The organism is Rhodococcus sp. ARC_M5, from assembly GCF_022810405.1.
Classification (GTDB): domain Bacteria; phylum Actinomycetota; class Actinomycetes; order Mycobacteriales; family Mycobacteriaceae; genus Rhodococcoides; species Rhodococcoides navarretei.
In genome coordinates this window covers 239483-264856 of record NZ_JALGQE010000005.1, presented here as the reverse complement: position 1 = coordinate 264856, position 25374 = coordinate 239483, and the positions used below count along the sequence as shown (strand labels likewise).

Here is a 25374-nt window from a genome sequence, read left to right as displayed (position 1 = left end):
AATGTGATCAGTGCGAGTTGCGCATGCGGTCGATCACGCCTGCGATGAAGTCCGAAATGGTATCCAGATCCTGCAGGTATGACCAGTAGTCGGGGTGGGTACCCGTCAGCGCGGTGCTCGCCCTGTCGATCCGGGCGAGCTGAGCATCCAACACCGAGCCCCATTCGGCAACCAGACCGCGATTGATCGCGAGTTGTTGAGCGTCACGAAGTTTGAACCGCACTTTGTTCTCGGTCTCCTTCGGATCCGCCTTGACCGCTCTGAGGAGATGCACGCGGTCGGTGACCGCGTCGACGAGTTGTTCGGCATCGCTCAGGTGTTGGCGAGCCTGAGTGACCAGATCCAGCGACTGCTCCGGATTGCCTGCGTCGAGTGCGGACCTCGCCGCGCGCAGATCCTCGTCCGCCTGCTCGATGTGGCGCGCACTCGACCGTTCGTTTCGTGACAGGTCTGCCGAGCTCTTGGCGTTGAACTCGCGGAGCAAGCTCGAGAAAGCGGGAGCGATGCCCTCGGATCTCGTTCGTACGGCTTCCATTCGGGTGCGTACCGATGCCAGCGCCGTTCGGGCTTCCTGAAGACGTCCCGGTGCAGACTCCACGGCAGCGCGTAGTTCGGCAGCTCGATTGCGGACCAGTGCAGCGTGCTCTCGGGCGCGCAGAGGGTCGCGCTGATCGGCCTGCAATTGCGTTGTTGCCGAATCGAGTTCGCGCCATGCCTGACGAAGCGAGGGATACGCGACAAACTGCTCGTCGACTGTGGATCGAGCTGCGTCGGCCTCGGCCAGTGCGTCCTGGACCAGCCGCGGGGTAGCGGCGAACTGAGCGGACGCCTGCTCGAGGGTGGCTCGATGGGCGTCGTAGAACCGATCCACGGCCGCGCTCGCGTCGTACAGCAGCGCGGTCGCGCGGTCGAATGCCGATCTGGCAGCAGCCGTGGTGATTCCGTCGAACTGATCGACGGCGGCGAGATACGCGGCTCCGGCGTCGAAGCATTGCTTTTCGGTGTCGGCCCATCGGCCGGCGAGCCGATCCTGGGGCCGCAGGGCGGTGGAGGCCTGGACGCCTGCCGAAGCGATGGACTGACGCTTGTCCATGTCGAGAAATGCGGCGACAGCGTTGTCCTGGGAACGACGCGCGGCGGCGTCGGATTCGGCACCTCGGCGGAACACCCCAGGCCAGCGACTTGTCACGTGTTCGATAGTACTGACGGGAACCCTGGCGATGTCGTACTCGTTGGCAGAGTACGTCCAAGAACCGGACATTCCCACTACGGTTGAACCCGTAACGGGAAACCAATTGCGAAAGGACCTCTCCATGGGCGTCAGCCTCAGCAAGGGTGGCAATGTCTCGCTCACCAAGGCAGCACCGAACCTGACCGCGGTCACGGTCGGACTCGGATGGGACATCCGCACGACGACCGGCACCGACTTCGATCTCGACGCCAGCGCCATCGCGTTGAACTCGACGAAGAAGGCCCTGAGCGACGGACATTTCGTGTTCTTCAACAACCTCAAGTCTCCCGACGGCTCGATCGAGCACACCGGCGACAACACCACGGGTGAGGGTGAGGGCGACGACGAGGCCATCAAGGTCAACCTCGCCGCGGTGCCGCCGGAGATCGAAACCATCGTCTTCCCCGTCTCGATCTACGACGCGGACGCACGCTCGCAGTCGTTCGGACAGGTGCGCAACGCGTTCATCCGCGTGGTCAACCAGGCCGACAATTCCGAGCTCGCTCGCTACGACCTCAGCGAGGATGCCTCCACCGAGACCGCCATGGTTTTCGGTGAGCTGTACCGCAACGGCGCGGAGTGGAAGTTCCGCGCGGTCGGTCAGGGCTACGCCTCCGGACTCGCAGGAATCGCTCGCGATTTCGGAGTAAACGTGTAGTAAAGGCCCTCTCAAGATTGGGAGTACCCCCGCCTCGTCATTCATGATGGGCGGGGGTTTTTCCGTCTTTAGTCTCGAGAAGGGCCACGCCAGTGGTTGTGAAGATCTTCGGATGGTCGATCGCGGTCACCATCGTGTCCGTCATCGTCGCTTTCCTGTACGGCGGGATCGAGGCGATGATCCTCGTCCTCATCCTCGGTGTACTCGAGGTGTCGCTGTCCTTCGACAATGCCGTCATCAATGCCACCGTGCTGCGACGCATGAGCGAGTTCTGGCAGAAGATCTTCCTCACCATCGGCATCATCATCGCCGTGTTCGGCATGCGGCTGCTGTTTCCACTGGTCATCGTCTGGGCTGCGTCGGGCCTCGGTCCGGTCGCCGCCATCGATCTGGCGCTCAACCCGCCCGCCGACGGTGCCGCGACCTTCCCGGACGGTTCGCCCAGCTACGAGACGCTCCTCACCGACGCGCATCCGCAGATCGCTGCATTCGGCGGCATGTTCCTGCTGATGCTCTTCCTCGGCTTCATCTTCGAGGACCGCGAGATCACCTGGCTGAGCTGGCTCGAGAAGCCCCTCGCCCGCATCGGCCGCCTCGACCAGCTCTCCGTGGTCGTCGCAGGCCTGCTGCTGGTCCTGAGCGCCGAATTCCTCGCCGACGACGACAAGATCTCCACCGTCATGGTCTCCGGCGTGCTGGGCATGATCACCTACATCGCGGTCAACGGGCTCGGTGAGCTCTTCCATGTCGAAGAAGAGGGCGCGGAGTCCTCGCACGGACCGAGCGAACTGGCGAAGGCGACGGGCAAGGCCGGATTCTTCCTGTTCCTCTACCTCGAGGTGCTCGACGCATCCTTCTCGTTCGACGGTGTCATCGGTGCCTTCGCCATCACCGCAGACCCCATCATCATCGCGCTCGGCCTCGGCTTCATCGGCGCGATGTTCGTCCGCTCGATCACGGTGTTCCTGGTCCGCAAGGGAACGTTGTCCGACTACGTGTACCTCGAGCACGGCGCGCACTGGGCGATCGGTGCGTTGTCCATCATCCTTCTGGTCTCGATCGGTGTACACATCAACGAGCTGATCACCGGCTTCGTGGGAATCCTGTTCATCGGAGCCGCCCTGCTGAGCAGCATCCGACGCAACAAGCGGCTGGAGAACGAGGGCGTCGAGACCGCAGTCAGCGTCTGACGGACGGGCTCGGCGCGCTCACAGCTCCGAGATGTCGACGAGCCCGTCCTGCAGGGCTCGCGCGACCAGCCCGGCTTTGGTGGGTGCCGGTCGCCCGACCGAGGTGTACTTGGCCCGGATTCGGGTGAGATGGGTGTTGACGGTGCCCAGCGAGAGAAACAGGGTCTTCGCTACCTCGGTCTTGGAGTCGTGCCGAATCCAGCAGAGCAGTACCTCGATCTCCCGGCTCGTCAGATCCGGGCGAGGCGGAAAAGGGCTCGCTGGGGCGGGAACGGGGTGGATCTGCACGGGGGGCGGAACCAGGCTTATCGGCCCGCGTGAGCGAGGTGGTACCTGGACCGATGAGCCGTTCTCGGAGGGCATGGGGTCGAGCAGAGCGGACATCGGATCTCCCGGGAGCTGAGGTGGGTTGAGACCAACTAAACCAATGTGGTCGATTCTCACAGGTAAAGCACGGCTTTTCTGCCCTGATTTTCAGGGGCATTGAAACGTCAACCGTGTCGTCAGCGTGTCACGGGGCTACGACAGACTGTCGACCGTCGGCATCGACCTCGATTCGCACGTCCTCGCTCAAGTCGCTGACCAGGATGGATGCGACCTTCGCTCGCCCGGGCGGCAGTATCCGAGCGGTTACCACTCCGCCCGTCGGACCTCTGAGGGCATAGGGGCGGCAACGCTCATCCGCTCCGAAATTGTGGGATGAGCCACAGTGACCCCGTCGTCGAGCGATGCCACCTGCGCGCCGGTGCGTCGTGAGTCAGTCCTGCGGAGGTAGTTCGGGCATCGGGAGCCACCCGTCTTCGACCGCTCGCTTGTACAGATCGGTCTTCGTCGGTGCCGGACGCCCGGCCTCGGCGTACTTGTTGCGGATACGCACCAGGTAATCGTTGACCGTCTGTTCGGACAGGCCGGCCAGGCGGGCAACGCGTCCGGCTTTCTCACCCGACGCGTAGAGGGCGAGTACCTCGCGTTGGCGGGGGCTCAGGCCGACGTCGGGAAGTTGCGGATCCCCGTCGATCGCGGCAGCCCAGTCCGTCGTGACGACCTGCCCTCCACTCGCTGCGCGCCTGATGGCGGACACGATCGCGGCCGCAGGTGCGGACTTTCGCACCACACCGAGTACGCCTGCACGGGCTGCCGAGCGAACCAGAAATGCGTTCTCGGCACCGGTGTACACCAGTACGCGCGCACCGGCGGCGTGCAGTTGCTCCACATTCGAGCGGGGCGACGACCCGTCACCCAGACGAAGATCGAGGACCACCAGATCGAGTGCCTGCTGCTGGGCGAGCAACTCCGCCACGGTGGCGGCGATCGACACCAGGTCGAGGTCCGGTTCGTCCGCGAGCATGGCCTTGAGTCCGAGCGCGACCGATTCGTGGTCCTCGACCAGGCCGACGCGTCGTACCGCGGTGGTCGGATGCTCGTCGTTGCCCTGCGATTGCGACACCTGCGTCATGTCCTCGCCCCGCTCTGCGCCCTACTGCCCCGATGATGTTGTCAGCGATGTCGCTGTCGGTCGGCGAGATGTTACGGACCTGTGGTCGGTTTCGCCGATCGAAGGAATCCGCAGGCCCGTTCGGATGAACAACACGAACAACACGACCAGCAGCAGCGCTCGTCCCCACACTCCGACGAGAACGAAGAACTCCTCGTCGTTGGCATCGGCACCCGAGGCCAACGCGGCGAAGTACTTGAAGACGCCGATTCCCATCGACAGATCGACGAGCAGATACGCGGCGACGAGTCCCCACGGGACCCGGAGCAGCACCAGGAAGGGCAGCAGCCACAGTGTGTACTGCGGTGAGTGCACCTTGTGCAGCAGCATGAACCCGCACAGCATCGATCCGCTCACCGCGACCCACGGGTACGTGCCGACGACTTTTGCGCGACGCCAGCCGAGCCACAGCGCAAGAGCGAACGCGGCGAACACCAGCAGCGGCGACGCGACGCCGACCACATCCTGGAAGGAGGCCTCGGCCTCGGCGTAGGCATCGGGAGTCATCCGGTCGTCGATGTAGAAGTGGCGCAGTCCCCAGTACCAGATGGAGTTGGTCGTCAGGTCTGCCTGCCGCAGCGACTGGAACGTGAACGACGCACGCCACCCCTCGTAACCGAGCACTGCGAACGGCAGATTCACCGCCACGACCGTGCCGATCGCGGCACCCGCGACCATCAGGCCGCCGCGGATGTCCCAGCGACCCCGAACGGTGTCGACCGATTCGCGCCCGTCGACGCCGCCGGTGACCACGTACGCGATCAACGGCAACACGAATGCACCGGGATAGAGCTTGAGACAGAAGCCGATCGCCAGCAACACAGACGCGAGAATTGCTCTGCGTCGCAGCGGCATCGGCAGCGTCATGACGAAGATAGCGCCGACGGCCGCGGCCACGACAGGTAGCTCCCAATTGTGGAAGGCGTACATCACCAAGGGCGGGCCGACCGACCACAGCAGCGCGGACCAGCCGGCCATCCGACCGAGCATCCAGGCGGTGAGAAGCCCGAACGGCGCGAGGATCAACGCCGAGGTCAACAGGAATTGCGCGTCGGTGTGCGCGGGAATGGCACCGAGCCACATCAGCAATCCACTGAGGACGGGGTACTCCACCGTCCCGCCGGTGAGGATTCCGTCGCTGTTGATGGCTCCGTGGATGTACGGAAAGATGTGGTTGTCGATGTCTCGACCGAGCCACAGGAATTGGATGTCGGAGTAGCAGACCGAGGAATCCTTGATGGCGTCGAACACCGTGCTGCGGCCGGACTCGTCGAACGGTGCGACGGCGCATCGGGCCTTGTTCAGGTACCCCAGAATCAATCCCACCGCAGCCATCGCGACGACCACGACGACCGTCATCGGATTGGCGCGGACCCCGGATCGCATGGTGCAAGACTATGACGCGCGAACGCCGGACCGCGTGCCCGACGCGAATTAGCAGGTCAGGGCCCTGTCGTGTATCTTCGAGGGGTTGCTGACGCAACGACCCTCCTGCCACGGATAGTCCGTGGCCGTTTTCACTAGTCCACAGGAGGTGATGAGGTCTTATGCGTCATTACGAATTGATGGTCATTCTCGACCCCAATCTGGACGAGCGCACTGTCGCTCCGTCGCTCGATACGTTCCTCAACGTCGTTCGCAAGGATGGCGGCACCGTCGACAAGGTCGATGTGTGGGGCAAGCGTCGTCTGGCCTACGAAATCCTCAAGCACGCCGAGGGCATCTACGCCGTTGTGAATCTCAACGCCGAGCCTGCCACCGTCAGCGAGCTGGATCGTCAGCTCGGACTCAACGAGTCCGTTCTGCGCACGAAGGTCCTGCGACAGGGCAAGTAATTGTCGTTGCCCGCCTCTAGGCTGGCATCTACAACGCTTACTACTGAAAGAGGAACCATGGCAGGCGAGACCGTCATCACCGTCATCGGAAACTTGACGGCTGATCCAGAACTTCGATTCACCCCCGCCGGTGCGGCGGTTGCCAACTTCACGGTTGCATCCACCCCGCGCACATTCGATCGTCAGACGAACGAATGGAAAGACGGCGACGCGCTCTTCATGCGCTGCAACATCTGGCGCGAGGCAGCAGAGAACGTTGCCGAGAGCTTGACCCGAGGCTCGCGAGTGATCGTGAGTGGACGGCTGCGGCAGCGCTCGTACGAGACGCGTGAAGGTGAGAAGCGGACAGTCGTCGAGCTCGAAGTCGACGAGATCGGACCTTCACTTCGCTACGCCACCGCAAAGGTCAACAAGGCCAATCGCGGTGGAGGTGGCGGCGGAGGCGGCTTCAACTCCGGCTCCGGCTCCGGTTCCTCCGGCGGATCGGGCGGCGGCCGCTCGAACTCCTCGTCCAACTCCGGTTCCGGTGGAGACGATCCCTGGGGCAGTGCCCCGGCGGCGTCGGGCTCCTTCGGCGGACGTGGCGGAGACGAAGAGCCACCGTTCTAGATCCTTCGATCGAGAACAACCAGATGTAACGGAGAAAGACCCATGCCCAAACCGCCATTGCGCGACAAGGTGCTCAAGAAGAAGGCGTGTTCCTTCTGCAAGGAAAAGAACACGGCGATCGATTACAAGGACACGACGTTGCTGCGTAAGTACGTCAGCGATCGCGGAAAGATCCGCGCTCGCCGTGTCACCGGCAACTGCGTCCAGCATCAGCGTGACGTGGCCGTTGCCGTGAAGAACTCGCGTGAGGTAGCCCTGCTGCCTTACGCCGCGACGGCTCGATAGAAAGGGGCGATTGGTATGAAACTGATCCTCACCGCTGATGTGGACAACCTCGGTGCGCCTGGCGACACCGTAGAGGTCAAGGACGGCTACGGCCGTAACTTCCTGCTGCCCCGCGGACTGGCCATTCAGGCCACCCGTGGAGCTCAGAAGCAGGTCGACGGCATCCGCCGCGCTCAGGAAGCTCGTGCCGTCCGCGGCCTCGAGCACGCCAACGAGCTCAAGCAGGCCATCGAAGGCCTCGAGTCCGTCACGCTGTCCGTGAAGACCGCTGGCGACTCGGGCAAGCTGTTCGGCTCGGTCACCGCGTCGGACGTCGCTTCTGCTCTGAAGGCTGCCGGTGGCCCGGTCGTCGACAAGCGCAGCATCGATCTGCCGAAGGCTCACGTCAAGAGCACGGGTAAGCACGACATCGTCGTGAACCTGCACCCCGACGTGACCGCCAAGTTCAAGCTGGAGGTCGTCGGAAGCTGATTTCAGCTTTCGGCCCGTTTCGGTCGAACAAAGCCCCACGAACCTCGGTTCGTGGGGCTTTTTCGTGTCATCTCACAAAGATCAACTGCCGCAATGGGTTCCGATTTGTGAAGCATCTCTCCTCGGACGTTAGTGAGCAAAGCTTTGCGTATTCTTTGGGTGGGGCGACATCGAAAGTCATCACCACCTGGATCCACCCGACCTGACGCCTAGACGCCCGGAGGAACGCTGCCGTGACCACGACCGTGGAACCCGATTCCGAACCCAGTCCCGAGACCCGACCCGAGCCGCAGTCTCGCGTCGGGTCGATCCTGAAATACGACGTACCCGCCTCGCTGGTCGTTTTCCTTGTTGCAGTACCACTTTCGATCGGCATCGCCGTCGCATCCGGTGCGCCGATCATGGCGGGCCTCATTGCCGCCGTGGTCGGTGGAATTCTCGCCGGCATACTCGGTGGATCACCGCTGCAGGTGAGCGGTCCGGCAGCCGGCCTAACCGTTGTGGTTGCCGAGCTGGTCAACCAATTCGGTTGGGGCGTAACGTGTGCCATCACGGTTCTGGCCGGAGCGATGCAAGTCCTGCTGGGTATGAGTCGGATCGCGCGCAGCGCACTGGCCATCTCGCCCGTGGTGGTGCATGCCATGCTTGCCGGAATCGGCATCACCATTGCGCTGCAGCAGATTCACGTGCTGCTCGGAGGCGAGTCCGAGAGTTCTGCCGTGCGAAACCTCCTGGCCATCCCCACCTCCGTCGCGAACGGGCAGTGGCCGTCGATCGTCGTCGGCGGAATCGTCGTCGTGTTGATGTTCGTCTGGCCACGATTGGCTGGAGTGTCGGGCATGATGGCGAAGGTGACGAAGGTGCCGGCGGCGCTCGTCGCAGTGGTCACCGCGACCGCGGTCTCGATCTTCTTCTCGCTCGATGTCGAACGAATCGAATTGCCGGGCAACCTGATCGAATCGCTGAGCTTCCCGATCATGCCTGACGGGCAGTGGAGCGCTTTCGCGACCGGCGTCATCACGATCGCGTTGATCGCCAGTGTCGAGAGTCTGCTCTCCGCAGTTGCCGTCGACAAGATGCACAGCGGTGAGCGCACCAACTTCGATCGGGAGTTGATGGCTCAGGGCGCAGGGAACATGGCCTCCGGTGCCATCGGCGGCCTGCCGATCACCGGCGTCATCGTGCGCAGTGCGACCAACGTCAAGGTCGGTGCCAAGTCTCGTGCGTCGGCGATTCTGCACGGCGTGTGGATTCTGATCTTCTCGGTGCTGTTCATCTCGATCGTCGAACTGGTGCCGTTCGCGGCACTTGCCGGGTTGCTGGTGATGATCGGCGTTCAGCTGATCAAGTTGGCGGACATCAAGATTGCGAACAAGACCGGGGACATCGCGGTATACGCGGTCACGGTCGTCGGAGTGGTTGCGCTCAACCTGCTCGAGGGCGTACTCATCGGTTTGGCGCTGTCGATCATCCTCGTGCTGCGTCGCGTGGTGTGGGCCAAGGTACGTGCGGAAGAAACGGTCGACGGCACCTGGCGCGTCACCACCGAGGGTTCGTTGAGCTTCCTTGCGCTCCCTCGATTGACACATGTGCTGTCCACCGTTCCCGCAGGCACCGCCGTCACCGTGCACCTGGGCGTGGACTTCCTCGATCACGCCGTGCACGACGCCCTGAACGAGTGGATGCGTCAGCACGAACTCGGCGGCGGCACAGTGAAGGTCGAAGAGGTGGGAACTGCCTCGATGGCGGCTGCCGCCGAGGGTCCGCCCAAGCGCGGATCCGCGACGGTACGCAGCTCGTTGGCGCCATGGCGTGCCTGGCAGCTCAAGGACGATGTGGCGCAGGAAGATTCGCCTGCTGCGCTGCGGCCTGTGTTGAGCGGGGTGGCGGAGTACCACCGCACGCATGCGCCCAACATCCGTCCGCACCTCGAGGGTCTGACCGACAACCAGGATCCGGACACCCTCTTCCTGTGCTGTGTGGACTCGCGAGTCATGCCGAACACGATCACCAGCAGCGGTCCAGGAGATTTGTTCACCGTCCGAAACATGGGCAACCTCGTTCCCGCTCAGGGGCAGGATTGTTCGGTGGAGGCGGCACTGGCGTTCGGTGTCGATCAGTTGGGCACCTCGTCGGTGGTGGTGTGTGGCCACTCGGGCTGCGGTGCCATGAAGGCGGTGCTGAACGGGCCAGAGAACGCCGCAGACGCGTCCGTCGCGGAGTGGTTGGGGTACGGGCTGGCAAGCCTCGACGCGTACCGCAGCGGGCACGTGGTGGGTCGCCAGGCGGCGGAACTCGGCTTCGGTGAGGCGGATCAACTTGCCATGGTGAACGTGGCGTTGCAATTGCAGACGCTCACGCGTCATCGGGTCGTTGGCCGAGCCAACGCGGCGGGACGGCTGCGAATCACCGGACTGTTCTTCGACATTCCGACGGCACGAGTGCTCCAGATAGGTACCCAGGAGGTCACTGTTCTGGACCCTGCGGCCTGCCCACAGAAGAGTGACGCCTGACGTCCGAGCGCGTCGTACGAGGGGCCCGATTCCACAGCTGGAATCGGGCCCATCTCGTCGAAACGGGAGGGTGGTCTGTTTCTGTGAGCAATCCCAGTTGGTGTGACCTGGTTCACCTCCCGGTTCACCTCGTATTTACTCAACACGCCCGAGCTGTCAATTCGGCCGACACGCCGCTCCAGAATCGATGCACAGGAAGAAAACTTTATGTACACGCTGTGACCTGCAGAAAAGGCCAAAACTCGAAAAGTTATACCCAGGTTATCCCCAGACGGTCAACACGGTTGTTCAACACCATCCACATTCCATCCACACGTTCATCCCCAAGCCATGTTGTGACTCCTGCCGATAGCGCTTAACGTCCGTGCAGCGTCTCTCTCGATGCCGTGCAACGGCAACGGGACAGTGCGAATCCGGTGCCGAAAAAGCTTGTCGGTGCCCGGGGGTAGAACTTGCTACATCGCACGGCCGGGTGACACCCGGCGGTGCCGACGACAATGGGGAGAGGACGGCCGGTTCGCGTGGCAGTTGTGGACGATCGAGGACAGTCCGACTACTCCGGCCCCTCGTCCAGCGAGGGGCCCGGCGAGGACTTCGGTCGCCAGCCCCCACAGGACATGGCCGCGGAGCAGTCGGTACTGGGCGGCATGCTGCTGAGCAAGGACGCCATCGCCGACGTGCTCGAGGTGCTTCGCCCCGGCGATTTCTACCGGCCGGCCCACCAGAACGTGTACGACGCGATCCTCGACCTCTACAGTCGCGGTGAGCCTGCCGACCCGGTGACCGTGTCGGCCGAGCTCGATCGCCGCGGGGAGCTCAAGCGCATCGGCGGCCCGCCGTACTTGATCACCCTCACCCAGACGACGCCGACGGCAGCCAATGCCGGTTACTACGCCGAGATCGTCGCGGAGAAGTCGATTCTGCGCCGGCTCGTACAGGCCGGGACTCGCATCGTGCAGTTCGGTTACGCCGGAGCGGACGGGCAGGACGTCGCCGAGGTCGTGGATCGCGCGCAGGCCGAGGTGTACGAGGTCACCGAACGCCGCACCTCCGAGGACTTCCTCCCCCTCGAGGAGCTGCTGCAGCCCACGATGGACGAAATCGACTCCATCGCCAGCCGTGGTGGCATATCCCTGGGTGTACCAACAGGATTCGCCGAACTCGACGAAATCACCAACGGCCTGCACCCGGGTCAGATGATCATCGTGGCGGCGAGGCCTGGTGTTGGTAAGTCTACCCTAAGTATGGATTTCATGCGTTCGTGCTCCATCAAGCACGGCATGCCCAGTGTCATCTTCTCTCTGGAGATGAGTCGCACCGAGATCGTCATGCGACTGTTGTCCGCCGAGGCGAAGATCAAGCTCGGCGACATGCGTTCGGGAAAGATGACCGACGACGACTGGACCAAGCTGGCCCGTCGCATGAGTGAGATCAGCGAAGCACCGCTCTTCGTCGACGACTCCCCGAACCTGACGATGATGGAGATTCGAGCCAAGGCCCGACGCCTCAAGCAGCGCAACGGCCTGAAACTCATTGTGGTGGACTACCTTCAGCTGATGTCGTCGGGCAAGAAGGTCGAGTCGCGTCAGCAGGAGGTCTCGGACTTCTCCCGTCAGCTCAAGCTGTTGGCGAAGGAACTCGAATGCCCGGTGGTCGCGGTCTGCCAGCTCAACCGTGGTCCGGAGCAGCGAACCGACAAGAAGCCGATGGTGTCCGACCTTCGTGAGTCCGGCTCCCTGGAGCAGGACGCCGACATGGTGATTCTGCTGCACCGCCCCGACGCGATCGAGCGCGACGACCCCCGCGGCGGTGAGGCCGACTTGATTCTCGGCAAGCACCGTAACGGTCCGACCGCGACAATCACTGTGGCGCACCAGCTTCACCTGTCCAGATTCGTGGACATGGCGCGGGGCTAGGGCCGACAGCGCTGGGTCGCGTATTCTCTCTGTGAATCAACCGAGCACCTGACGCAGCATTCGACGAAAGAAATCCATGCCAGAGGATCAGAACACAGACGTTCCACCGAATCACCTCGCGATCGATCCGCGGAGCCCCTTCTACAACGAAGAGGTTCTTCGCCGGGACGTCGGTATTCGCTTCAACGGCGTCGAGAAGACCAGTGTTCGCGAATACAACGTGACCGAGGGTTGGGTGCGCGTCGAAGTCCCGACCGCGAAGGATCGCTACGGCAATCCCATGCTCGTCAAGCTCAAGGGCACTGTCGAACCGTACTTCCGCGACGCGAAGTAGCGGCTACCGATCAGATTCTGTATCGGATCAGTCGCGAGCTGTTCCCGACCACCGCGACCGAAGACGCGTTGTGCAGAATCGCGGCGAGCACCGGAGACAGTGCTCCGCCGGCGCTGACCACGAGGCCCAGTGCATTCACGGCAATGGACATTCCGTAGTTCTGGCGGATGACGGACACCGAATGTCGACCGAGATCACGGACGTCGAGCAGCCGTGAAAGGTCGTCGCTGGCCAGAGCTACATCGGCCGTTTCGACGGCAACATCGGTGCCCGCCAACCCCATTGCGATTCCGATATCCGCGACGGCGAGTGCGGGAGCGTCGTTGGTGCCGTCACCGACCATCGCGACGACGTACCCCTCTTCCTGGAGCTTGCGGACGGCTTCGAGTTTGTCATCGGGCATCACCTCGGCCCGCCACTCGGCGATGCCCAGTTCGGCGGCTACGGCCGCTGCGGTCTCGGGGTGATCTCCGGTGAGCATGACGATGCGTTCCACGCCATCGGCGCGGAGCGCGTCGAGTACTGCAAGAGCATTCGACCGGACCTCGTCGCGCAGGCTGATCAGCCCGACCAAGACTCCGTCGACTGCGAGCAGCAACGGTGTCTCGGCCTGACGCTGAAGGCGCGAAACCCAGTCGGCTGCATGGTCCGACACGGCGACGTTCTCGCTACGCAAGAGCGAAGGACTGCCGAGCAGCAGAGTCCGTCCATCCGCGACGGTGCGCATGCCGAGCCCGACGAGCACTTCGCACTCCTCGTGCGGAGGAATCACGATGTGGCGTTCCTCGGTGCTGCGAATCACGGCCTCGGCCAACGGGTGTCGAGAGTGGATCTCGGAACTGGCGGCATACGCGAGCACCTGCTCCGGCTCCCAGTCATCCTGGAAAGACACGACATTGGTGACGACCGGGCGTCCGACGGTGAGGGTGCCGGTCTTGTCGAACACGAAGGCGTCGACCCTGCCTGCCTGTTCCAGATGCGACCCGCCCTTGATGAGAATCCCTCGGCGAGCACCGTTTCCGATGGCAGCGCTGATGGCCGTCGGAGTAGACAGACCCACCGCACACGGGCACGCGACCAACAGCATGGTCATCGCTCGCCGGACATCGCGGGTGACAATGAGTGTGAGGGCCGACAGGATGAACGACGCGGGCACGAAGCGTCGCGAGAAGTTCTCTCCCACAGTCTGAATCGGAGCGCGATCTTCCTGTGCCTCCTCGACGCGGGAGATGATGCGGCCGATCGTCGTATCGCGGCCGACCGCAGACGCGCGGATGACGATGCGTCCACGGACCACAACGGATCCGGCGTGGATACGGTCGCCTGCAACGATCGACACCGGCAACGTCTCACCGGTGATCGCGGACTGGTCGACCACTGCATCACCGTCGACGACGATGCCGTCCACAGGAACGCCGACGTGATCGTGCACGACGACGTCGTCGCCGATCTCCAGTCGATCGACGTCGACAGAGATCTCGGAACCGTCGGGAAGTCGGATCCATGCGGTGTCCTGTGTGCCGGTCAGGAGGTCGGAGATCGCGCGGCGAGTGCGCTTGAGGGTCAGCTCCTGCAGGTATTCGCCGATGTTCAGGAGCCACAGCACGGTGAGGGCGACGACGTTCTCGCGCAGTACGAGGCTGGCCACGGTTGCGGCGCTGACGAGCGCGTCGGTTCCCGCCGTCCTGTTGCCGGCCAGTGAGCGAACCGCTCCTTTGAGGAACGGGTAGCCGGTGAAGATCGTCGCGCCGGTCGCAACGAGACGGCTGGTGGGGCCGAGGATGGGTGGTCGTCGGAAGGCGTAGCGACGGAAGCCGAGTAGAACCAAGGCCGCCCCGCCGATGGTCATGCGCAGGACGTCGCCGCTGGTGACGTCCGCGGACCGTGGGCTACGGACGGGTACCAATGCCCAGTCGGTCGTACGACCCGCGTTCACCGCGTCGAACAGCTCGGTCCGGTCGATTCGCGAGCGGGAGTACCAGACGACAACCGATGCGGTGCGGGGGTACGCGTGGACGGCTCGCACGCCGCGAATCTTGTCCACATGGTCTTCGACGGCGACCGCTCGACCCGGACTGGAGCGCAGCCAGTCGACGCGTAGCCGCATGCGGCCGGCGGCATCGGACAGGATCTCGATGCCATCCGCGCGGTCGGGAGCCGCATCGAGCGAGTGTTCGACGAGCGTCGTCATAGTCGGTGTGTTGTCGCGGTCAGTGCGAGTGGCCGTGGCCGACTTCGGTGGCCGAGGGTGGCGGCACCTCTTCGCCGAGTCGGTCGCGTGCCTCGGCGACCACATCGGAGACTGCCAAACGCGCTGATTCGGCCTGGATCTCGGCCTTCCGTGCGGCGCGAAGGCCGAGTTCGGTCGCCGATACCGCAGCCTTACGGACGGGAGCCTTCTCGTACAGTTTCTTGGCACCGTTGTACGCGGCGACGCCGACTGCGCCTGTCACGACCGTCGATACTGCCTTCGCGACAATGATCGGAAACGCCATGTTGTAGCTCCTCGAAGTCGAACCTGTACCCACTTATTGGGAATCGTATTCGTTTTGTTCGGCTGTGGCGACTCCCGGGGTCGCAGAGCGTCAACGGGCCGGGCGTGTGGTGCGGAAAGCTCTTGTCACGTAGGGAAGTTCGACCGTGGCCGATGCTGTGAGGCCCAATTCGTCGAACAGCGCTGTGAGATCCTGATCGATGCGGTTGGTTTCATCGGGGGTCGCGGTGATGTAGAAGCTGCGCGACCTGACCAGGTCGATCAGCTGGGACCGAGTCACCGTGCGTGACCACGTCCATCGCTCTTCGTCGAGCTGACGGAACGGTTCTGCGATCGGCGGTGGGCCGCCGTCGAACATGGCCAGGGCTCCACCACGCGAGACAATCGAGTTCAGTCGACGAACCCACGGCTCCGTTTCGTCACGAATGTTCCAGATCAGTCCCAGGGTGCCGCCGGGGCGGAGAACCCGCCCGATCTCGCGTGACGCGGCCACCGGCTCGACCCAGTGCCAGGCCTGCCCGAGCAGGACGGCATCGACGAGCCCGTCCTCCAGCGGCAGGGACTCGGCAGTGCCGACGTGGGTGGGAACGCCGGGGACCGCGTCGCGCAGGGCGTCGAGCATGGCGGGATCAGGGTCGACGGCTACGGAGTCGCACCCGGCGGCCGCGATGATGCGGGTGAGCTTGCCGGTCCCGGCTCCGACGTCGGCGACAAGAGGGCGTTCACCGGACCCGAGTACGGGTTCCAGCAACCATTCGACCGCGGCCGACGGGTATTCGGGGCGAGCAGATTCGTACATGTCGGCGACGGTCCCGAACGACGTCGAGCTGTTATCTCGGCTAACCATATGGCTAGGCTACATCGCCTGCGTCAGTTCAGTTCGAGTTCGTAGTAAAGAGCCTTCGGACCCTCGCCGCGGCCTTCGTGGCAGTCGAAGCCACGCTTTTCGTACACGTGTCGGGCTGCCTCGTCGTCCTCGGAGGTGTTGAGGTCCATGTAGGTGGCACCCCTGCCGCGCGCGCGTTCGATGACGTCGTCGAGAAAGGTTGTGCCGTAGCCCTTCCCGCGTAGCTCAGGCTGGACGTAGAACTCGGCGAGGTAGGCCTCGGGGTCTGCGCTCAGCGTACCGATCCGAAATCGCAGAACGGCAACACCGATGGCGGGAGTCCCGAATGTCAGGACGCTGGTGTCGCCGGACTTCACCAACGTGTCGAGATGTGCTGCAAGCCAATCTGACTCGGGCACCGGGTAGTCGTACTCGCGATTGAAATCGATCAACAGGGTTGCGGCCTCGATGAATTCGGCGGGATTCTGGACGGCACGTGTACCGCTGACCGATGTCATCGCCTTCGCCTCCGTCAGTGATCCGGTTGAACGAGATTCTTCGCATCGAGCAAGCCGAGACCGGGGTGCATCTCTCGTAGCGCTTTGATGGCGTGGACAGTTCTTCCGGATTCTGCGACCACCGCGTCGACATCCTCGGCGGGTACAGCTTCGGGTTCGATCTTTTCCGGAGACGTCCAGGTTCGACTCTCTCCGTACCAAATGGCGAGAGCCGCTATAGCCAGCACTACCAGCTTCGACCAGTTCCAGGCAGAAGGATCGGACACAAGGTCGCTGATAGTAAGGAACGCGAGCGCGGCCAGCAACGCGGCAAGCCCGTAACGCTTCCAGGGGCGTTCATTGGCCTTCATGCCCTTCATGCCCTTCATGCCCTTCATGCCCTTCATGCCCTTCATGCTGTCACCGCACCCCGATATGGGCAACGGCTCAGCGTCGCAATCCGATATCGAGTCGAACCATGAGCACGCTGTACCTCGTTCCCCCGACGACCGGACACGGATACCGGCGCAAGACCGAACGTAGTGTCGTGTCGGCCTGAGAATTGATCCAGTCGATGTGCTCCGCAGCAGCTTCGGGGTCAGCGAGCACCAGATGCACGGCAGATCCGAGAATGTGTTTGACCGGATGGGGGCTGTACAGCGGATGGAGAAAGGCAGCACCGGCGGCGTGCATTGCGGACAGTGCGGCGTGCGTGGCCGCAGAGGCCTGCACCTCGCGGGCAGCTTTGTGCGCGGCCCAGGCAAGTTGGCGAAGTGATGCCGTCTCGTAGGTCGGTAATGCTCGTCGGGCGCAGGCAGCTGCGAAGGCCGTCACATGTCGAATGTCGTCGAGGCTCAGCTCCACTTCAGCGGGTTTGCCCACCTCAGAATCGCCTCAACCGTCGTACACCTCTGTGGTGACGCAGAAGGGGTGGCCGGCGGGGTCGAGGAGAACTCGCCATCGGGGGTCCGGCTGCTCTGCCGCTTCCCTGGCACCGCATTCGATTGCGTAGGCGACAGCTCCGTCGAGGTCGCCGGCCGCATCGATGTCGAAGTGCACGATGGATGTCGACGGCCATTGAGGCGGAATGTAGTTCGCAGTCTTCTGCGCAACGATGTTCAGGCTCGACTGCGTCCTGATCCGCACGCTCTCGGAGTTCTCCCACAACAACTCGCCGCCGAGAAGCGCCAGATAGAAGTGTGCGAGTTGCACCGGATCGGCGCAGTCGATGGACGTCCCCGCTATAGCGAGGTGTGTTCGCGGCATATCTGGAGACTACGGTCGGCGCAAAATGTTGGACACCCACCGCACCACCCACAGCGCTCTTGACCTCGAGTGCACTCGAGGTTGCATGGTGAGGTCATGCAGATGACGTACGACGAGTTGCCGCAACTCATGACGCTGATGACGGGCGACGAAAAGCACAGCACCAGCGCCACTTCGACACTGGACGTCCTGTGGGTGCTGTACTCCGACATTCTTCGGCTCGACCCAGCGAATGCTGATGACCCGAACCGGGACCGGTTCTACCTGTCCAAGGGGCACGGGCCGATGGCGTACTACGCAGTGCTCGCGGCACGGGGATTCCTGTCGCCGGACGAGCTTGCATCGTTCGGCGGCTACGACTCTCCGCTGGGCAGTCACCCGGATCGAACGTTGGTTCGCGGGGTCGACATCGGATCGGGATCGCTCGGACATGGACTGGCGTTGGCCGTCGGAACTGCTGTGGCGCTGCGGATTCGGATCAGCACCGCCCGCGTCTTCGTATTGATCGGCGACGCCGAACTCGACGAAGGCAGCAACATGGAAGCCATTCAATTTGCCGGGCGATCGCAGTTGGGCAATCTGACTGCCGTGGTGATCGACAACGATTCTGCCGGTCTGGGGTGGCCGGGCGGCATTGCGTCGCGTTTCGCCGTCGAAGGCTGGCACACCTCCGACGTCGACGGTCGAGACCACAGTGCTCTCCGCCAGGCGTTCCGCACCGATCACACAGACCGCCCGCACGTGGTGGTCGCTCACGTCGAAAAGAAGGAGGGCTGATGAGCGCAACGCTGGACCAGCGTGAGTACTTCTACCGTCTGGTGCCCCCGCTGTTGGCGCAGGACGAGCGAACAGCGTTGGTGCTGGCGGAGATCGGAGTCGGATATCTCGAACCGCACCTGACCGACGATATTCGATCGCGGGTGGTCAACGTCGGGATTCGAGAGCAGGCGATGATCGGTGTCGCCGGTGGTCTGGCTCTGGCCGGAATGCGTCCGATCGTGCACACTTTCCCGCCGTTCCTGATCGAGCGCCCTTTCGAGCAGGTGAAGCTCGACCTGGGACATCAGGGTGTCGGCGCGATTCTGGTGAGCTCCGGCGGTTCCTACGGATGGCCGCAGGGCGGCGAGACCCACTTCGGTCAGCGAGACGTCGCACTGCTCGACACCCTGGATGGGTGGACGGTTCACGTGCCCGGGCATGTCGACGACATCGACTGGATGCTACGCAGCGCGGTGGCATCGGACGACCGCGTCTACATCAGGCTCGACGGCATCGGCAACCAACGGCTGTACGGGCACTCCGATGGGAGGTTCGCCGTACTGCAACAGGGCAATTCGGGAACGGTGATCTCCGTCGGTCCGATGACGGACCGGGTACTGGCCGCAGCCGAAGGGCGCGACGTGACGGTGCTGCATGCGTCGACGATCAGGCCGTTCGACAGCCGCACGCTGCGGGCGACGTTGACCGCGCCCGACGTCATGATCGTCGAGCCGTACCTCGCGGGAACGTCGGTGCTGCAGGTGAACAGAGCCCTGGCCGATGTGCGTCATCGAGTGTCGGGAGTCGGGGTCGAACCAGGAGAGCGTCGCAAGTACGGCACAGTTGCCCAACACGATCGGGCCACCGGGCTGGATGTCGAAGGCCTGTCTCGATCGATGACCGAGTTCTTCGGGTGATCAGCTATGACGGCGCTCGTATCTGCTCTTGGCAACGTCGTATGCGGACTCGAGCAGTGCCCGAATCTGTGTCTCGGTCCGCGAAGACGGGTTGACCACCGACAACCAGCCGGCGGTGCCGTACTGAGGGTGGGCGGCCATGACGTCGTCGGTGTCGGCCTGGGGGGCGTGTGCCGCGTCGCGAGGCACCGTCCCCAGGATCTCCTCGAATTCCTGTTTGCCTGCAACGACATTGACGCGAAATGCGTTCGCCCTGTGCAGCTGGGACAGCTCGTCGCCCGGGTAGTTCTTGGTCACGATCGTGGCGAACGGCTGAGTGGTCGGGATTGTCCCGTCGGGTGAGTAGTAGAAGAACACATCACCCCACGCGAGCTCTGGCGTGCCATCACCTTCTCGAGGACGCTGCGCCACGGTGCAGTCGAAGCTGCCGACCAAATTCACGATGTCGTCGAGTGTCATGCATCGATCGTCACACGGCCGGAAGCTCCTGTCACAGGGTCAGCCCACGCAGTGCTCAGATCGTCGCGGTAGCTATCGCGCGTCGGATGATGTGCTCGATTCTGTCGGCATCGTCGGCGTCTCTCGGCGCGTACAGAAACACGTACGTCTCGGGCAGTCCGAGGACGGGGCGTCCGGCCAACGGGTGCAGTTCGCCCCATCCAGCGGAGATGACGGACTGGGCATCGTCCGGCTGCATCACCACGTGCAGTGAGCCCTCGCTCTCGTGCACATGCAGAACCTCGCCCTTCGTTCGCGAGATCCACGGCGCGGCAGCACCGATGTCCGAGACGTACAGCGCGTCGCCTCTGCGCTCGAATCGACTGCGCGCCAGATGGAACAGCCCGTTCGATCGAGCTTCGGCGGTCACTGCGGCAGTGAGTCGATCGATCAACGCGCTGGTGGCAAGATGGGTGAGCTGCCGGTGGGGTATCGGGTACGGCGCGATTGTCGGCCTGGGGCCGGGTCGGTGTTCGATCTGCCAGTGCAGTCCGGGGCTCGCCGCGCCGTCGACTCTCATCGTGTCGCGTCGGGAGAGTGGCCTCAGGGCAGTGGTGATCAGCCATCCGCCGATGTTGGCGGGGAGACCGCCCGGCCCCAGCTCGATCCACGCGGCGTAGTCGTTCTTGACCTTCTGCACGGGATCAACGTAGCTGGTCGGGCCGGGCGGGAACAGTCCGTCAGCTCGGGCAGCTGACGGTATAGGTCCAGACGGTTCCCGACGGACCGGTGACGCGGACCAGGACAGCGGTGGCGGTTCCCGGAGGTACCGAGACCACCACGGATCCGACGCCGGTGCTGCCACCCACGTACCCGGTGTTGTGGATGGGGGCACCCTGGTAGAACACCTCGATCTGGTCGGGAACATCGACGGTGTCGTAACTGAGAACGAACGACGTCGGTCCGGTTCGACCCAGGTCGTGCAAGGTCTCCGTCACGCCCTCTTCACCCGATAGCGTGGAGGCATTGCACTGTTGAGTGGCGATGCCTCCGTTCGCGGATCCGGTGTCGATGCCGAGAATGCCTCCGGCGATTGCGCTTCCGCTGCCGAGAATGCGGGCACCGTTGTCGATGATGTTGCCGCCGTCGAGAATGGCGCTCCCGCTGTCGATGATGGCGCTGCCACTGTCGATGATCGGTCCGATCTCGGGTTGGGCCATGGCTGTCGCGGGCACGGCCAGTGCACATGCCGCGGCTGCCACGGCAACTGCCACCGAACGACGAACCAGGTTCTTGCGAATTCCACTCTTGCTCGACACAATTCCTCCACCGAAAGTCACCGACGGGCTGTCCGTCTCAGCGATGGTGACACAGCGATCGTGCGTCGAGTATCCCTTGTTCGGATGATCCTTCGCTGTCAAATGTCCTGTGCCCCAGAAGTTTGTGTCGTTCGGTCGACTGATGTGCGGCCCTGACCCCGACTGCACGTACATCTCGAGATGTACGACGAGATACTCACGCAGACCGATGTGGCGAGGCATGTTGACTCGTAACGTTGTTCAGGTCAACGACACAGCGATATCGGAGGAACCGTCATGCACGCCGCAACACTTCTGTCTCAGCAACCGTCCACCACCGAGCAGGTGCTGGGCTGGGGTGTGGGCACCATCGTTCTGGTGGCGGTGCTCGGCGCGGTCGTACTGTTCGTTGCGGCGCTGGTCAGCATCATCCGCTCGCCCAACTACACCGTCGCCGGCAGGGCAGTGTGGATCTTCGTCGTACTCGCGTTCCCGTTCCTCGGTCCGCTGGTCTGGTTCGTGTGGGGTCGGAAGTCGACGTTCGCCGTCGATGCCTCCAACGGCCTCAGATGATCGACCCGATCGTGCGCGCCGCGTCGGCGAACTCGCCCGGGTTGGGGCCCGCGTAATTGAGTCGGAGGTACTTCCCGGTGGGTTCGGCGGGAAAGTAGTCGTCTCCGGCCCCGACGATCACACCTGCCGACTTGCACTCCTGCACAATACGTTCCAGATCGGAGTCGTCACGCAGGCGCATCCAGAGATTGAGCCCACCACGCGGCACTGCGTCGAGATGGCCACGTGGAGCGAACTCGATGAGGCTGTTCGCCAACAAGTCTCGACGCGAGGCCAACTGCGCGCGCAACCGCCGCAGGTGGGTACGCCAGGCTGGCTGCGTCACCACATCGAGTGCGACAGCTTGCAGAATCCCGCTGACATACATCGATTCGGCTCCCGTATCGGCGAGGATGCGTTCGTGAGCCGGTCCGCGAGCGATCAAGCCCGCCAGGCGAACCGACGGTGACACCGTCTTGGTAAGCGAGCGAAGGTAGACAACGTGCCCGGCGTCGTCTCGGGCGGCCAGCGGACTCGGCTCGGATGTGATCCCGAAATCGTGAGCCGAGTCGTCCTCGATCAGGAACGCGCCGTGGCGTCGAACAGTGTCGAGGACCTGCTCGGACAATGAGGGCGACCACTGTGCTCCGGTGGGGCTGGCGAAGGTCGGTTGGGCATAGAACGCCCGAGCGCCGGTGTGCGCGAATGCCCGAGCGAGCGCGTCGGGGTCCGGACCGTCGACGCCGCTGGGTATCGGTACGACGCGGACGCCAGCCTGCGTAGCGGCAAGGATCGCACCCCAATACGTCGGCGACTCCATGAGCAACGGCCTGCCGGCACCGACCAGTGCCCGAAAGGCAGTGCTGAGTCCGGTCTGGCTGCCGGGAATGATGACCACATCACTGGCCGACGGTGGCGTGATACCCAACGGGGTCGACGCCCCCAACTCGGCGGCGAACCAGGCCCGCAGTTCCGGCAGACCGGCGGTGGGTGGTCGGGCGATCACCGAGTCGGTGCGGGAGGCGCGGGTGAAGGCAGCGTGAACGAGCCGCTCTGGCAACAACTCCCGGGCCGGATAGCCCGAATGCAACGCGATCACATCACTGGATGTCGACTGCAGAGCCGCAGGCAATTGCAGACGGTTGTCCGGTGCCCCCAGGGCTGCGGTCTGCCATCCGTAATCGTTGGGGCGGGCCGTGCGCACCGTTCTGACGAATGTGCCGACGCCAGGACGGCTTTCGATGACGCCCTGCGAGATGAGGGTGCGCAGGGCTTTCTGCACCGTGACCGGGCTCGCCGAATGCTCGGCCACCAAGGCGCGGGTGGACGGCAGCCGGGCTTCCGGAGGCGCAGTCGCAATCCAATTTCTCAGTGCAGACACGATCCGGGAGCTGCTATCGTCGGACATGACACAGCATAGTAGCGCTACTCGAACTGGAACGGGTCTGCTATCCCGCGCCGGACTGCTCTGGGGCCTCGCCGGCGTCACGGCGTTCTCGTTCACGGTGCCGCTGACCCGCGTAGCCGTCACCGGGGGCCTGTCCCCACTCTTCGTCGGCTCCGGACGCGCTGTGGTCGCGGCCGCATTGGCTGCGGTTGCGCTGGCCGCGACGGCGCAACGGCTTCCCCGAGGGCGGCAATGGATTCGACTGGCGGTGATCGCAGCCGGTGTCGTCATCGGTTTTCCGGTGCTCACCTCGTACGCCCTCACCACCGCATCGGCGGGACACAGCGCCGTCGTCATCGCATTGCTCCCGGCGGCCACCGCCGTCGTCGCTGTCGTCCGCGAACGGCAACCGGTCCGGCCGATGTTCTGGTTGGTTGCAGGCGTGGGGGCTGCCGTCGCAATCGGATTCGCTGCCCTGCAAGGCGGACAGGTGACGGGATTGCAGTGGTCGGATCTGTTGCTGCTCGGAGCCGTGGTCGCCGCAGCGGTGGGATACGCCGAGGGTGGGCTGTTGGCGCGAGAACTCGGTGCGTGGCAGACGGTGTCCTGGGCCCTGGTGGTGTCCGTGCCGGTCACCGGTGCGTTGACCGCGCTCGCGTGGTGGCAGCAACCGTCGACAGCAGGGGCATCCGAGTGGGCTGCCTTCGGCTACCTGGCGGTGGTGAGCATGTATCTCGGGTTCTTCGCCTGGTATCGGGGACTGGCGATCGGCCCGATGGCCGGCGTCAGCCAGGTCCAGTTGATCCAACCTGTGCTGACCATCTGCTGGGCCGCGATCATCCTGCGCGAGGGCTTGACGTGGCCGGTGCTCGTGGGTGGAGCGGCGGTCATCGTGTGTGCAACAGTGGCGGTCCGGACCCGGATGTCGCCGACCGTTCGGCAGGAGGAGTTTTCGAGATGACGAAATCGATCGATCAGGCGCGCAAGCTCGAGAACGTGCGCTACGACATTCGTGGCCGCATTCTGGACAAAACCGAAGAACTCGAGGAGCAGGGTCACGCAATCCTGCGACTCAACGTCGGCAACCCCGCCCCGTTCGGTTTCGAGGCACCGGACGAGATCATGATGGCCATGATCCGCAACCTTCCCACGGCACAGGGGTATTCGGATTCCCGAGGCCTTTTCTCCGCCCGCACCGCGGTGGTCCAGTACTACCAGACCAAAGGTTTGACGGATCTCGATGTCGGCGACGTCTATCTCGGCAACGGGGTATCGGAATTGATCACGATGACGATGCAGGCTCTGTGCAACCCGGAGGACGAGATCCTCATTCCCTCCCCCGACTATCCGTTGTGGACGGGTTCGGTGGCCCTGGCCGGAGGCATACCCGTCCATTATCTGGCCGACGAAAGCCAGGACTGGGCCCCGGACTTCGAGGACCTCGAAGCCAAGATCACGCCCCGCACCCGTGCAATCGTGGTGATCAACCCCAACAACCCGACCGGCGCGGTGTACCCACGCGCGGCACTGCAGCGATTCGTCGACCTGGCACGCAAGCACGATCTGATTCTGCTCGCCGACGAGATCTACGAGAAGATCGTCTACGACGGTGCGGAGATGATCAATCTCGCGACTCTGACGGGCAAAGATGTTCTGTGCCTGACGTACTCGGGCCTGTCGAAGGCATACCGGGTCTGTGGATTTCGGGCTGGATGGCTGGCGATCACCGGTCCGCGTCGACGCGCGGCAAGTTTCATCGAGGGCATCACGCTGCTGTCCAACATGCGCATGTGCGCGAATGTACCGGCGCAACATGCAATACAGACCGCGCTCGGCGGGAGACAGTCGATCGAGGATCTGCTGCTCCCGGCGGGCAGGCTGACCGCGCAGCGCGACCTGGCGCATCGCATGCTCAACTCGATCGACGGAATCAGCTGCGTGCAGGCGGCGGGTGCGCTCTACATGTTCCCGAAACTCGATACCGAACGTTTCGGGATCGTCGACGACGAGAAGTTCGTCCTCGACCTCCTCGAATCCGAGAAGATCCTCGTCAGCCACGGCCGTGCGTTCAATTGGGATGTGCCCGATCACTTCCGGCTCGTGACCTTGCCCAACGTGGACGATCTCGGAACGGCGCTCGAGCGTCTGGGTAATTTCATGAGCTCGTACAGGCAGTAACGATCAGCTCTGATCCGGCTCGAACAGTTCCTCGATCGAGCAGTCGAAGGCGGCGGTGAGAGGTAGGCCGATCAACAGCAGCACTGTGCGTACAGGAAACTACACACTGGCCCTCACACTCAGGTGAGTGGGACGGTGAGAAAACTGTCACCGACGTGCAGCATCGATGTAGTAGATCGAAACGTGCCAGGTGGTGAGGTGGTATCACTCAGGAAAGGACCACCG

At 63.6% G+C, this 25374-nt stretch carries 29 protein-coding genes; 14 read left to right on the top strand and 15 right to left on the bottom strand.

Going from position 1 to position 25374, the window contains the following annotated elements; translation table 11 throughout:
- Nucleotides 1-7 precede the first annotated feature (7 nt).
- Entirely contained in the window at nt 8-1093 is a 1086-nt protein-coding gene (locus MTX34_RS10705) for a hypothetical protein (RefSeq protein ID WP_243609503.1), read from the bottom strand.
- Nucleotides 1094-1313: 220 nt separating this feature from the next.
- Between MTX34_RS10705 and MTX34_RS10700 the strand changes: the two genes are divergently transcribed.
- The gene (locus tag MTX34_RS10700; RefSeq protein ID WP_243609427.1) at nt 1314-1889 is read left to right on the top strand and encodes a TerD family protein; all 576 of its coding nucleotides are present in this window, start codon (nt 1314-1316) and stop codon (nt 1887-1889) included.
- Between the two features lie 92 nt (nt 1890-1981).
- Nucleotides 1982-3079 carry a DUF475 domain-containing protein gene (locus MTX34_RS10695; RefSeq protein ID WP_243609426.1) on the top strand — a complete coding sequence of 366 codons (1098 nt, stop codon included), beginning with the start codon at nt 1982-1984 and terminating at the stop codon, nt 3077-3079.
- 18 nt (nt 3080-3097) lie between these two features.
- On the opposite strand, the gene MTX34_RS10690 is transcribed toward MTX34_RS10695, so the two are convergent.
- The 3 genes from MTX34_RS10690 to MTX34_RS10680 form a co-directional block, all read right to left on the bottom strand.
- The gene (locus tag MTX34_RS10690) at nt 3098-3463 is read right to left on the bottom strand and encodes a helix-turn-helix transcriptional regulator (RefSeq protein WP_243609425.1); all 366 of its coding nucleotides are present in this window, start codon (nt 3461-3463) and stop codon (nt 3098-3100) included.
- Between the two features lie 373 nt (nt 3464-3836).
- Nucleotides 3837-4535, bottom strand: a complete 699-nt coding sequence (locus MTX34_RS10685) for a response regulator (RefSeq protein WP_243609424.1) — start codon at nt 4533-4535, stop codon at nt 3837-3839.
- Between the two features lie 21 nt (nt 4536-4556).
- Entirely contained in the window at nt 4557-5960 is a 1404-nt protein-coding gene (locus tag MTX34_RS10680; RefSeq protein WP_243609423.1) for a glycosyltransferase family 87 protein, read from the bottom strand.
- A 161-nt stretch (nt 5961-6121) separates the two neighbouring features.
- Between MTX34_RS10680 and rpsF the strand changes: the two genes are divergently transcribed.
- From rpsF to MTX34_RS10645, 7 genes are all read left to right on the top strand, one after another.
- The gene (gene rpsF, locus MTX34_RS10675) at nt 6122-6409 is read left to right on the top strand and encodes a 30S ribosomal protein S6 (RefSeq protein WP_008711385.1); all 288 of its coding nucleotides are present in this window, start codon (nt 6122-6124) and stop codon (nt 6407-6409) included.
- 57 nt (nt 6410-6466) lie between these two features.
- A complete protein-coding gene (locus MTX34_RS10670) occupies nt 6467-7018 on the top strand; it encodes a single-stranded DNA-binding protein (protein ID WP_037195207.1) in 552 nt (183 codons plus the stop codon).
- Between the two features lie 42 nt (nt 7019-7060).
- Nucleotides 7061-7303 carry a 30S ribosomal protein S18 gene (rpsR, locus tag MTX34_RS10665; protein ID WP_027495080.1) on the top strand — a complete coding sequence of 81 codons (243 nt, stop codon included), beginning with the start codon at nt 7061-7063 and terminating at the stop codon, nt 7301-7303.
- A 15-nt stretch (nt 7304-7318) separates the two neighbouring features.
- Entirely contained in the window at nt 7319-7774 is a 456-nt protein-coding gene (gene rplI, locus MTX34_RS10660) for a 50S ribosomal protein L9 (RefSeq protein WP_027495081.1), read from the top strand.
- Between the two features lie 233 nt (nt 7775-8007).
- Nucleotides 8008-10287, top strand: a complete 2280-nt coding sequence (locus MTX34_RS10655) for a bifunctional SulP family inorganic anion transporter/carbonic anhydrase (protein ID WP_243609422.1) — start codon at nt 8008-8010, stop codon at nt 10285-10287.
- Nucleotides 10288-10808: 521 nt separating this feature from the next.
- Nucleotides 10809-12203: a replicative DNA helicase gene (gene dnaB, locus MTX34_RS10650; RefSeq protein ID WP_032396923.1), complete on the top strand. Its 1395-nt coding sequence runs from the start codon at nt 10809-10811 to the stop codon at nt 12201-12203.
- 76 nt (nt 12204-12279) lie between these two features.
- A complete protein-coding gene (locus tag MTX34_RS10645) occupies nt 12280-12537 on the top strand; it encodes a DUF3297 family protein (RefSeq protein ID WP_094611446.1) in 258 nt (85 codons plus the stop codon).
- Between the two features lie 10 nt (nt 12538-12547).
- Here MTX34_RS10645 and MTX34_RS10640 read toward each other — a convergent pair whose 3' ends face one another.
- From MTX34_RS10640 to MTX34_RS10610, 7 genes are all read right to left on the bottom strand, one after another.
- Nucleotides 12548-14728 carry a cation-translocating P-type ATPase gene (locus MTX34_RS10640; protein ID WP_243609421.1) on the bottom strand — a complete coding sequence of 727 codons (2181 nt, stop codon included), beginning with the start codon at nt 14726-14728 and terminating at the stop codon, nt 12548-12550.
- A 19-nt stretch (nt 14729-14747) separates the two neighbouring features.
- Entirely contained in the window at nt 14748-15032 is a 285-nt protein-coding gene (locus MTX34_RS10635) for a DUF1490 family protein (protein WP_243609420.1), read from the bottom strand.
- A 90-nt stretch (nt 15033-15122) separates the two neighbouring features.
- Nucleotides 15123-15878 (bottom strand): class I SAM-dependent methyltransferase, encoded by a 756-nt coding sequence (locus MTX34_RS10630; protein ID WP_243609419.1) that lies wholly within the window; start codon nt 15876-15878, stop codon nt 15123-15125.
- Between the two features lie 23 nt (nt 15879-15901).
- A complete protein-coding gene (locus tag MTX34_RS10625) occupies nt 15902-16375 on the bottom strand; it encodes an N-acetyltransferase (RefSeq protein ID WP_243609418.1) in 474 nt (157 codons plus the stop codon).
- A 14-nt stretch (nt 16376-16389) separates the two neighbouring features.
- A complete protein-coding gene (locus tag MTX34_RS10620) occupies nt 16390-16770 on the bottom strand; it encodes a hypothetical protein (RefSeq protein WP_243609417.1) in 381 nt (126 codons plus the stop codon).
- Nucleotides 16771-16801: 31 nt separating this feature from the next.
- Complete coding sequence (locus tag MTX34_RS10615; protein ID WP_243609416.1) at nt 16802-17236, bottom strand: hypothetical protein; 435 nt, start codon at nt 17234-17236, stop codon at nt 16802-16804.
- A 12-nt stretch (nt 17237-17248) separates the two neighbouring features.
- On the bottom strand, nt 17249-17620 hold the full coding sequence (locus tag MTX34_RS10610; RefSeq protein ID WP_243609415.1) for a VOC family protein: 372 nt from the start codon (nt 17618-17620) through the stop codon (nt 17249-17251).
- Nucleotides 17621-17716: 96 nt separating this feature from the next.
- On the opposite strand from MTX34_RS10610, the gene MTX34_RS10605 reads away from it, so the two are divergent.
- Nucleotides 17717-18397 (top strand): transketolase, encoded by a 681-nt coding sequence (locus MTX34_RS10605; protein ID WP_243609414.1) that lies wholly within the window; start codon nt 17717-17719, stop codon nt 18395-18397.
- A complete protein-coding gene (locus tag MTX34_RS10600) occupies nt 18397-19296 on the top strand; it encodes a transketolase family protein (RefSeq protein WP_243609413.1) in 900 nt (299 codons plus the stop codon). Before MTX34_RS10605 ends, MTX34_RS10600 begins: the two co-directional genes overlap by 1 nt.
- Here MTX34_RS10600 and MTX34_RS10595 read toward each other — a convergent pair whose 3' ends face one another.
- The 3 genes from MTX34_RS10595 to MTX34_RS25990 are packed head-to-tail and all read right to left on the bottom strand — an operon-like array spanning nt 19297 to nt 21275.
- A complete protein-coding gene (locus MTX34_RS10595) occupies nt 19297-19755 on the bottom strand; it encodes a DUF6194 family protein (RefSeq protein WP_243609412.1) in 459 nt (152 codons plus the stop codon).
- A 55-nt stretch (nt 19756-19810) separates the two neighbouring features.
- Entirely contained in the window at nt 19811-20434 is a 624-nt protein-coding gene (locus tag MTX34_RS10590; protein ID WP_243609411.1) for a hypothetical protein, read from the bottom strand.
- 40 nt (nt 20435-20474) lie between these two features.
- On the bottom strand, nt 20475-21275 hold the full coding sequence (locus MTX34_RS25990; RefSeq protein WP_308198513.1) for a hypothetical protein: 801 nt from the start codon (nt 21273-21275) through the stop codon (nt 20475-20477).
- A gap of 54 nt (nt 21276-21329) precedes the next feature.
- On the opposite strand from MTX34_RS25990, the gene MTX34_RS10580 reads away from it, so the two are divergent.
- On the top strand, nt 21330-21605 hold the full coding sequence (locus MTX34_RS10580) for a PLD nuclease N-terminal domain-containing protein (RefSeq protein ID WP_243609410.1): 276 nt from the start codon (nt 21330-21332) through the stop codon (nt 21603-21605).
- On the opposite strand, the gene MTX34_RS10575 is transcribed toward MTX34_RS10580, so the two are convergent.
- Nucleotides 21598-22992: a PLP-dependent aminotransferase family protein gene (locus tag MTX34_RS10575; RefSeq protein WP_243609409.1), complete on the bottom strand. Its 1395-nt coding sequence runs from the start codon at nt 22990-22992 to the stop codon at nt 21598-21600. The genes MTX34_RS10580 and MTX34_RS10575 overlap by 8 nt on opposite strands.
- Here MTX34_RS10575 and MTX34_RS10570 point away from each other — a divergent pair.
- Nucleotides 22991-23932: a DMT family transporter gene (locus MTX34_RS10570; RefSeq protein ID WP_243609408.1), complete on the top strand. Its 942-nt coding sequence runs from the start codon at nt 22991-22993 to the stop codon at nt 23930-23932. The two genes, MTX34_RS10575 and MTX34_RS10570, sit on opposite strands and share 2 nt — an antisense overlap.
- Entirely contained in the window at nt 23929-25149 is a 1221-nt protein-coding gene (locus MTX34_RS10565; protein WP_243595592.1) for a pyridoxal phosphate-dependent aminotransferase, read from the top strand. Before MTX34_RS10570 ends, MTX34_RS10565 begins: the two co-directional genes overlap by 4 nt.
- Nucleotides 25150-25374: the final 225 nt, after the last annotated feature.

What these genes read in the sequence shown, in the direction of transcription:
- MTX34_RS10705 (WP_243609503.1), bottom strand. Translation starts at nt 1,093, where the DNA reads ATGGACAAGCGTCAGTCCATCGCTTCGGCAGGCGTCCAGGCCTCCACC.
- MTX34_RS10700 (WP_243609427.1), top strand. Translation starts at nt 1,314, where the DNA reads ATGGGCGTCAGCCTCAGCAAGGGTGGCAATGTCTCGCTCACCAAGGCA.
- MTX34_RS10690 (WP_243609425.1), bottom strand. Translation starts at nt 3,463, where the DNA reads ATGTCCGCTCTGCTCGACCCCATGCCCTCCGAGAACGGCTCATCGGTC.
- MTX34_RS10685 (WP_243609424.1), bottom strand. Translation starts at nt 4,535, where the DNA reads ATGACGCAGGTGTCGCAATCGCAGGGCAACGACGAGCATCCGACCACC.
- MTX34_RS10680 (WP_243609423.1), bottom strand. Translation starts at nt 5,960, where the DNA reads ATGCGATCCGGGGTCCGCGCCAATCCGATGACGGTCGTCGTGGTCGTC.
- rpsF (WP_008711385.1), top strand. Translation starts at nt 6,122, where the DNA reads ATGCGTCATTACGAATTGATGGTCATTCTCGACCCCAATCTGGACGAG.
- MTX34_RS10670 (WP_037195207.1), top strand. Translation starts at nt 6,467, where the DNA reads ATGGCAGGCGAGACCGTCATCACCGTCATCGGAAACTTGACGGCTGAT.
- rpsR (WP_027495080.1), top strand. Translation starts at nt 7,061, where the DNA reads ATGCCCAAACCGCCATTGCGCGACAAGGTGCTCAAGAAGAAGGCGTGT.
- rplI (WP_027495081.1), top strand. Translation starts at nt 7,319, where the DNA reads ATGAAACTGATCCTCACCGCTGATGTGGACAACCTCGGTGCGCCTGGC.
- MTX34_RS10645 (WP_094611446.1), top strand. Translation starts at nt 12,280, where the DNA reads ATGCCAGAGGATCAGAACACAGACGTTCCACCGAATCACCTCGCGATC.
- MTX34_RS10640 (WP_243609421.1), bottom strand. Translation starts at nt 14,728, where the DNA reads ATGACGACGCTCGTCGAACACTCGCTCGATGCGGCTCCCGACCGCGCG.
- MTX34_RS10635 (WP_243609420.1), bottom strand. Translation starts at nt 15,032, where the DNA reads ATGGCGTTTCCGATCATTGTCGCGAAGGCAGTATCGACGGTCGTGACA.
- MTX34_RS10630 (WP_243609419.1), bottom strand. Translation starts at nt 15,878, where the DNA reads ATGGTTAGCCGAGATAACAGCTCGACGTCGTTCGGGACCGTCGCCGAC.
- MTX34_RS10625 (WP_243609418.1), bottom strand. Translation starts at nt 16,375, where the DNA reads ATGACATCGGTCAGCGGTACACGTGCCGTCCAGAATCCCGCCGAATTC.
- MTX34_RS10620 (WP_243609417.1), bottom strand. Translation starts at nt 16,770, where the DNA reads ATGAAGGGCATGAAGGGCATGAAGGGCATGAAGGGCATGAAGGGCATG.
- MTX34_RS10610 (WP_243609415.1), bottom strand. Translation starts at nt 17,620, where the DNA reads ATGCCGCGAACACACCTCGCTATAGCGGGGACGTCCATCGACTGCGCC.
- MTX34_RS10605 (WP_243609414.1), top strand. Translation starts at nt 17,717, where the DNA reads ATGCAGATGACGTACGACGAGTTGCCGCAACTCATGACGCTGATGACG.
- MTX34_RS10600 (WP_243609413.1), top strand. Translation starts at nt 18,397, where the DNA reads ATGAGCGCAACGCTGGACCAGCGTGAGTACTTCTACCGTCTGGTGCCC.
- MTX34_RS10595 (WP_243609412.1), bottom strand. Translation starts at nt 19,755, where the DNA reads ATGACACTCGACGACATCGTGAATTTGGTCGGCAGCTTCGACTGCACC.
- MTX34_RS25990 (WP_308198513.1), bottom strand. Translation starts at nt 21,275, where the DNA reads ATGCCTCGCCACATCGGTCTGCGTGAGTATCTCGTCGTACATCTCGAG.
- MTX34_RS10580 (WP_243609410.1), top strand. Translation starts at nt 21,330, where the DNA reads ATGCACGCCGCAACACTTCTGTCTCAGCAACCGTCCACCACCGAGCAG.
- MTX34_RS10570 (WP_243609408.1), top strand. Translation starts at nt 22,991, where the DNA reads ATGACACAGCATAGTAGCGCTACTCGAACTGGAACGGGTCTGCTATCC.
- MTX34_RS10575 (WP_243609409.1), bottom strand. Translation starts at nt 22,992, where the DNA reads ATGTCCGACGATAGCAGCTCCCGGATCGTGTCTGCACTGAGAAATTGG.
- MTX34_RS10565 (WP_243595592.1), top strand. Translation starts at nt 23,929, where the DNA reads ATGACGAAATCGATCGATCAGGCGCGCAAGCTCGAGAACGTGCGCTAC.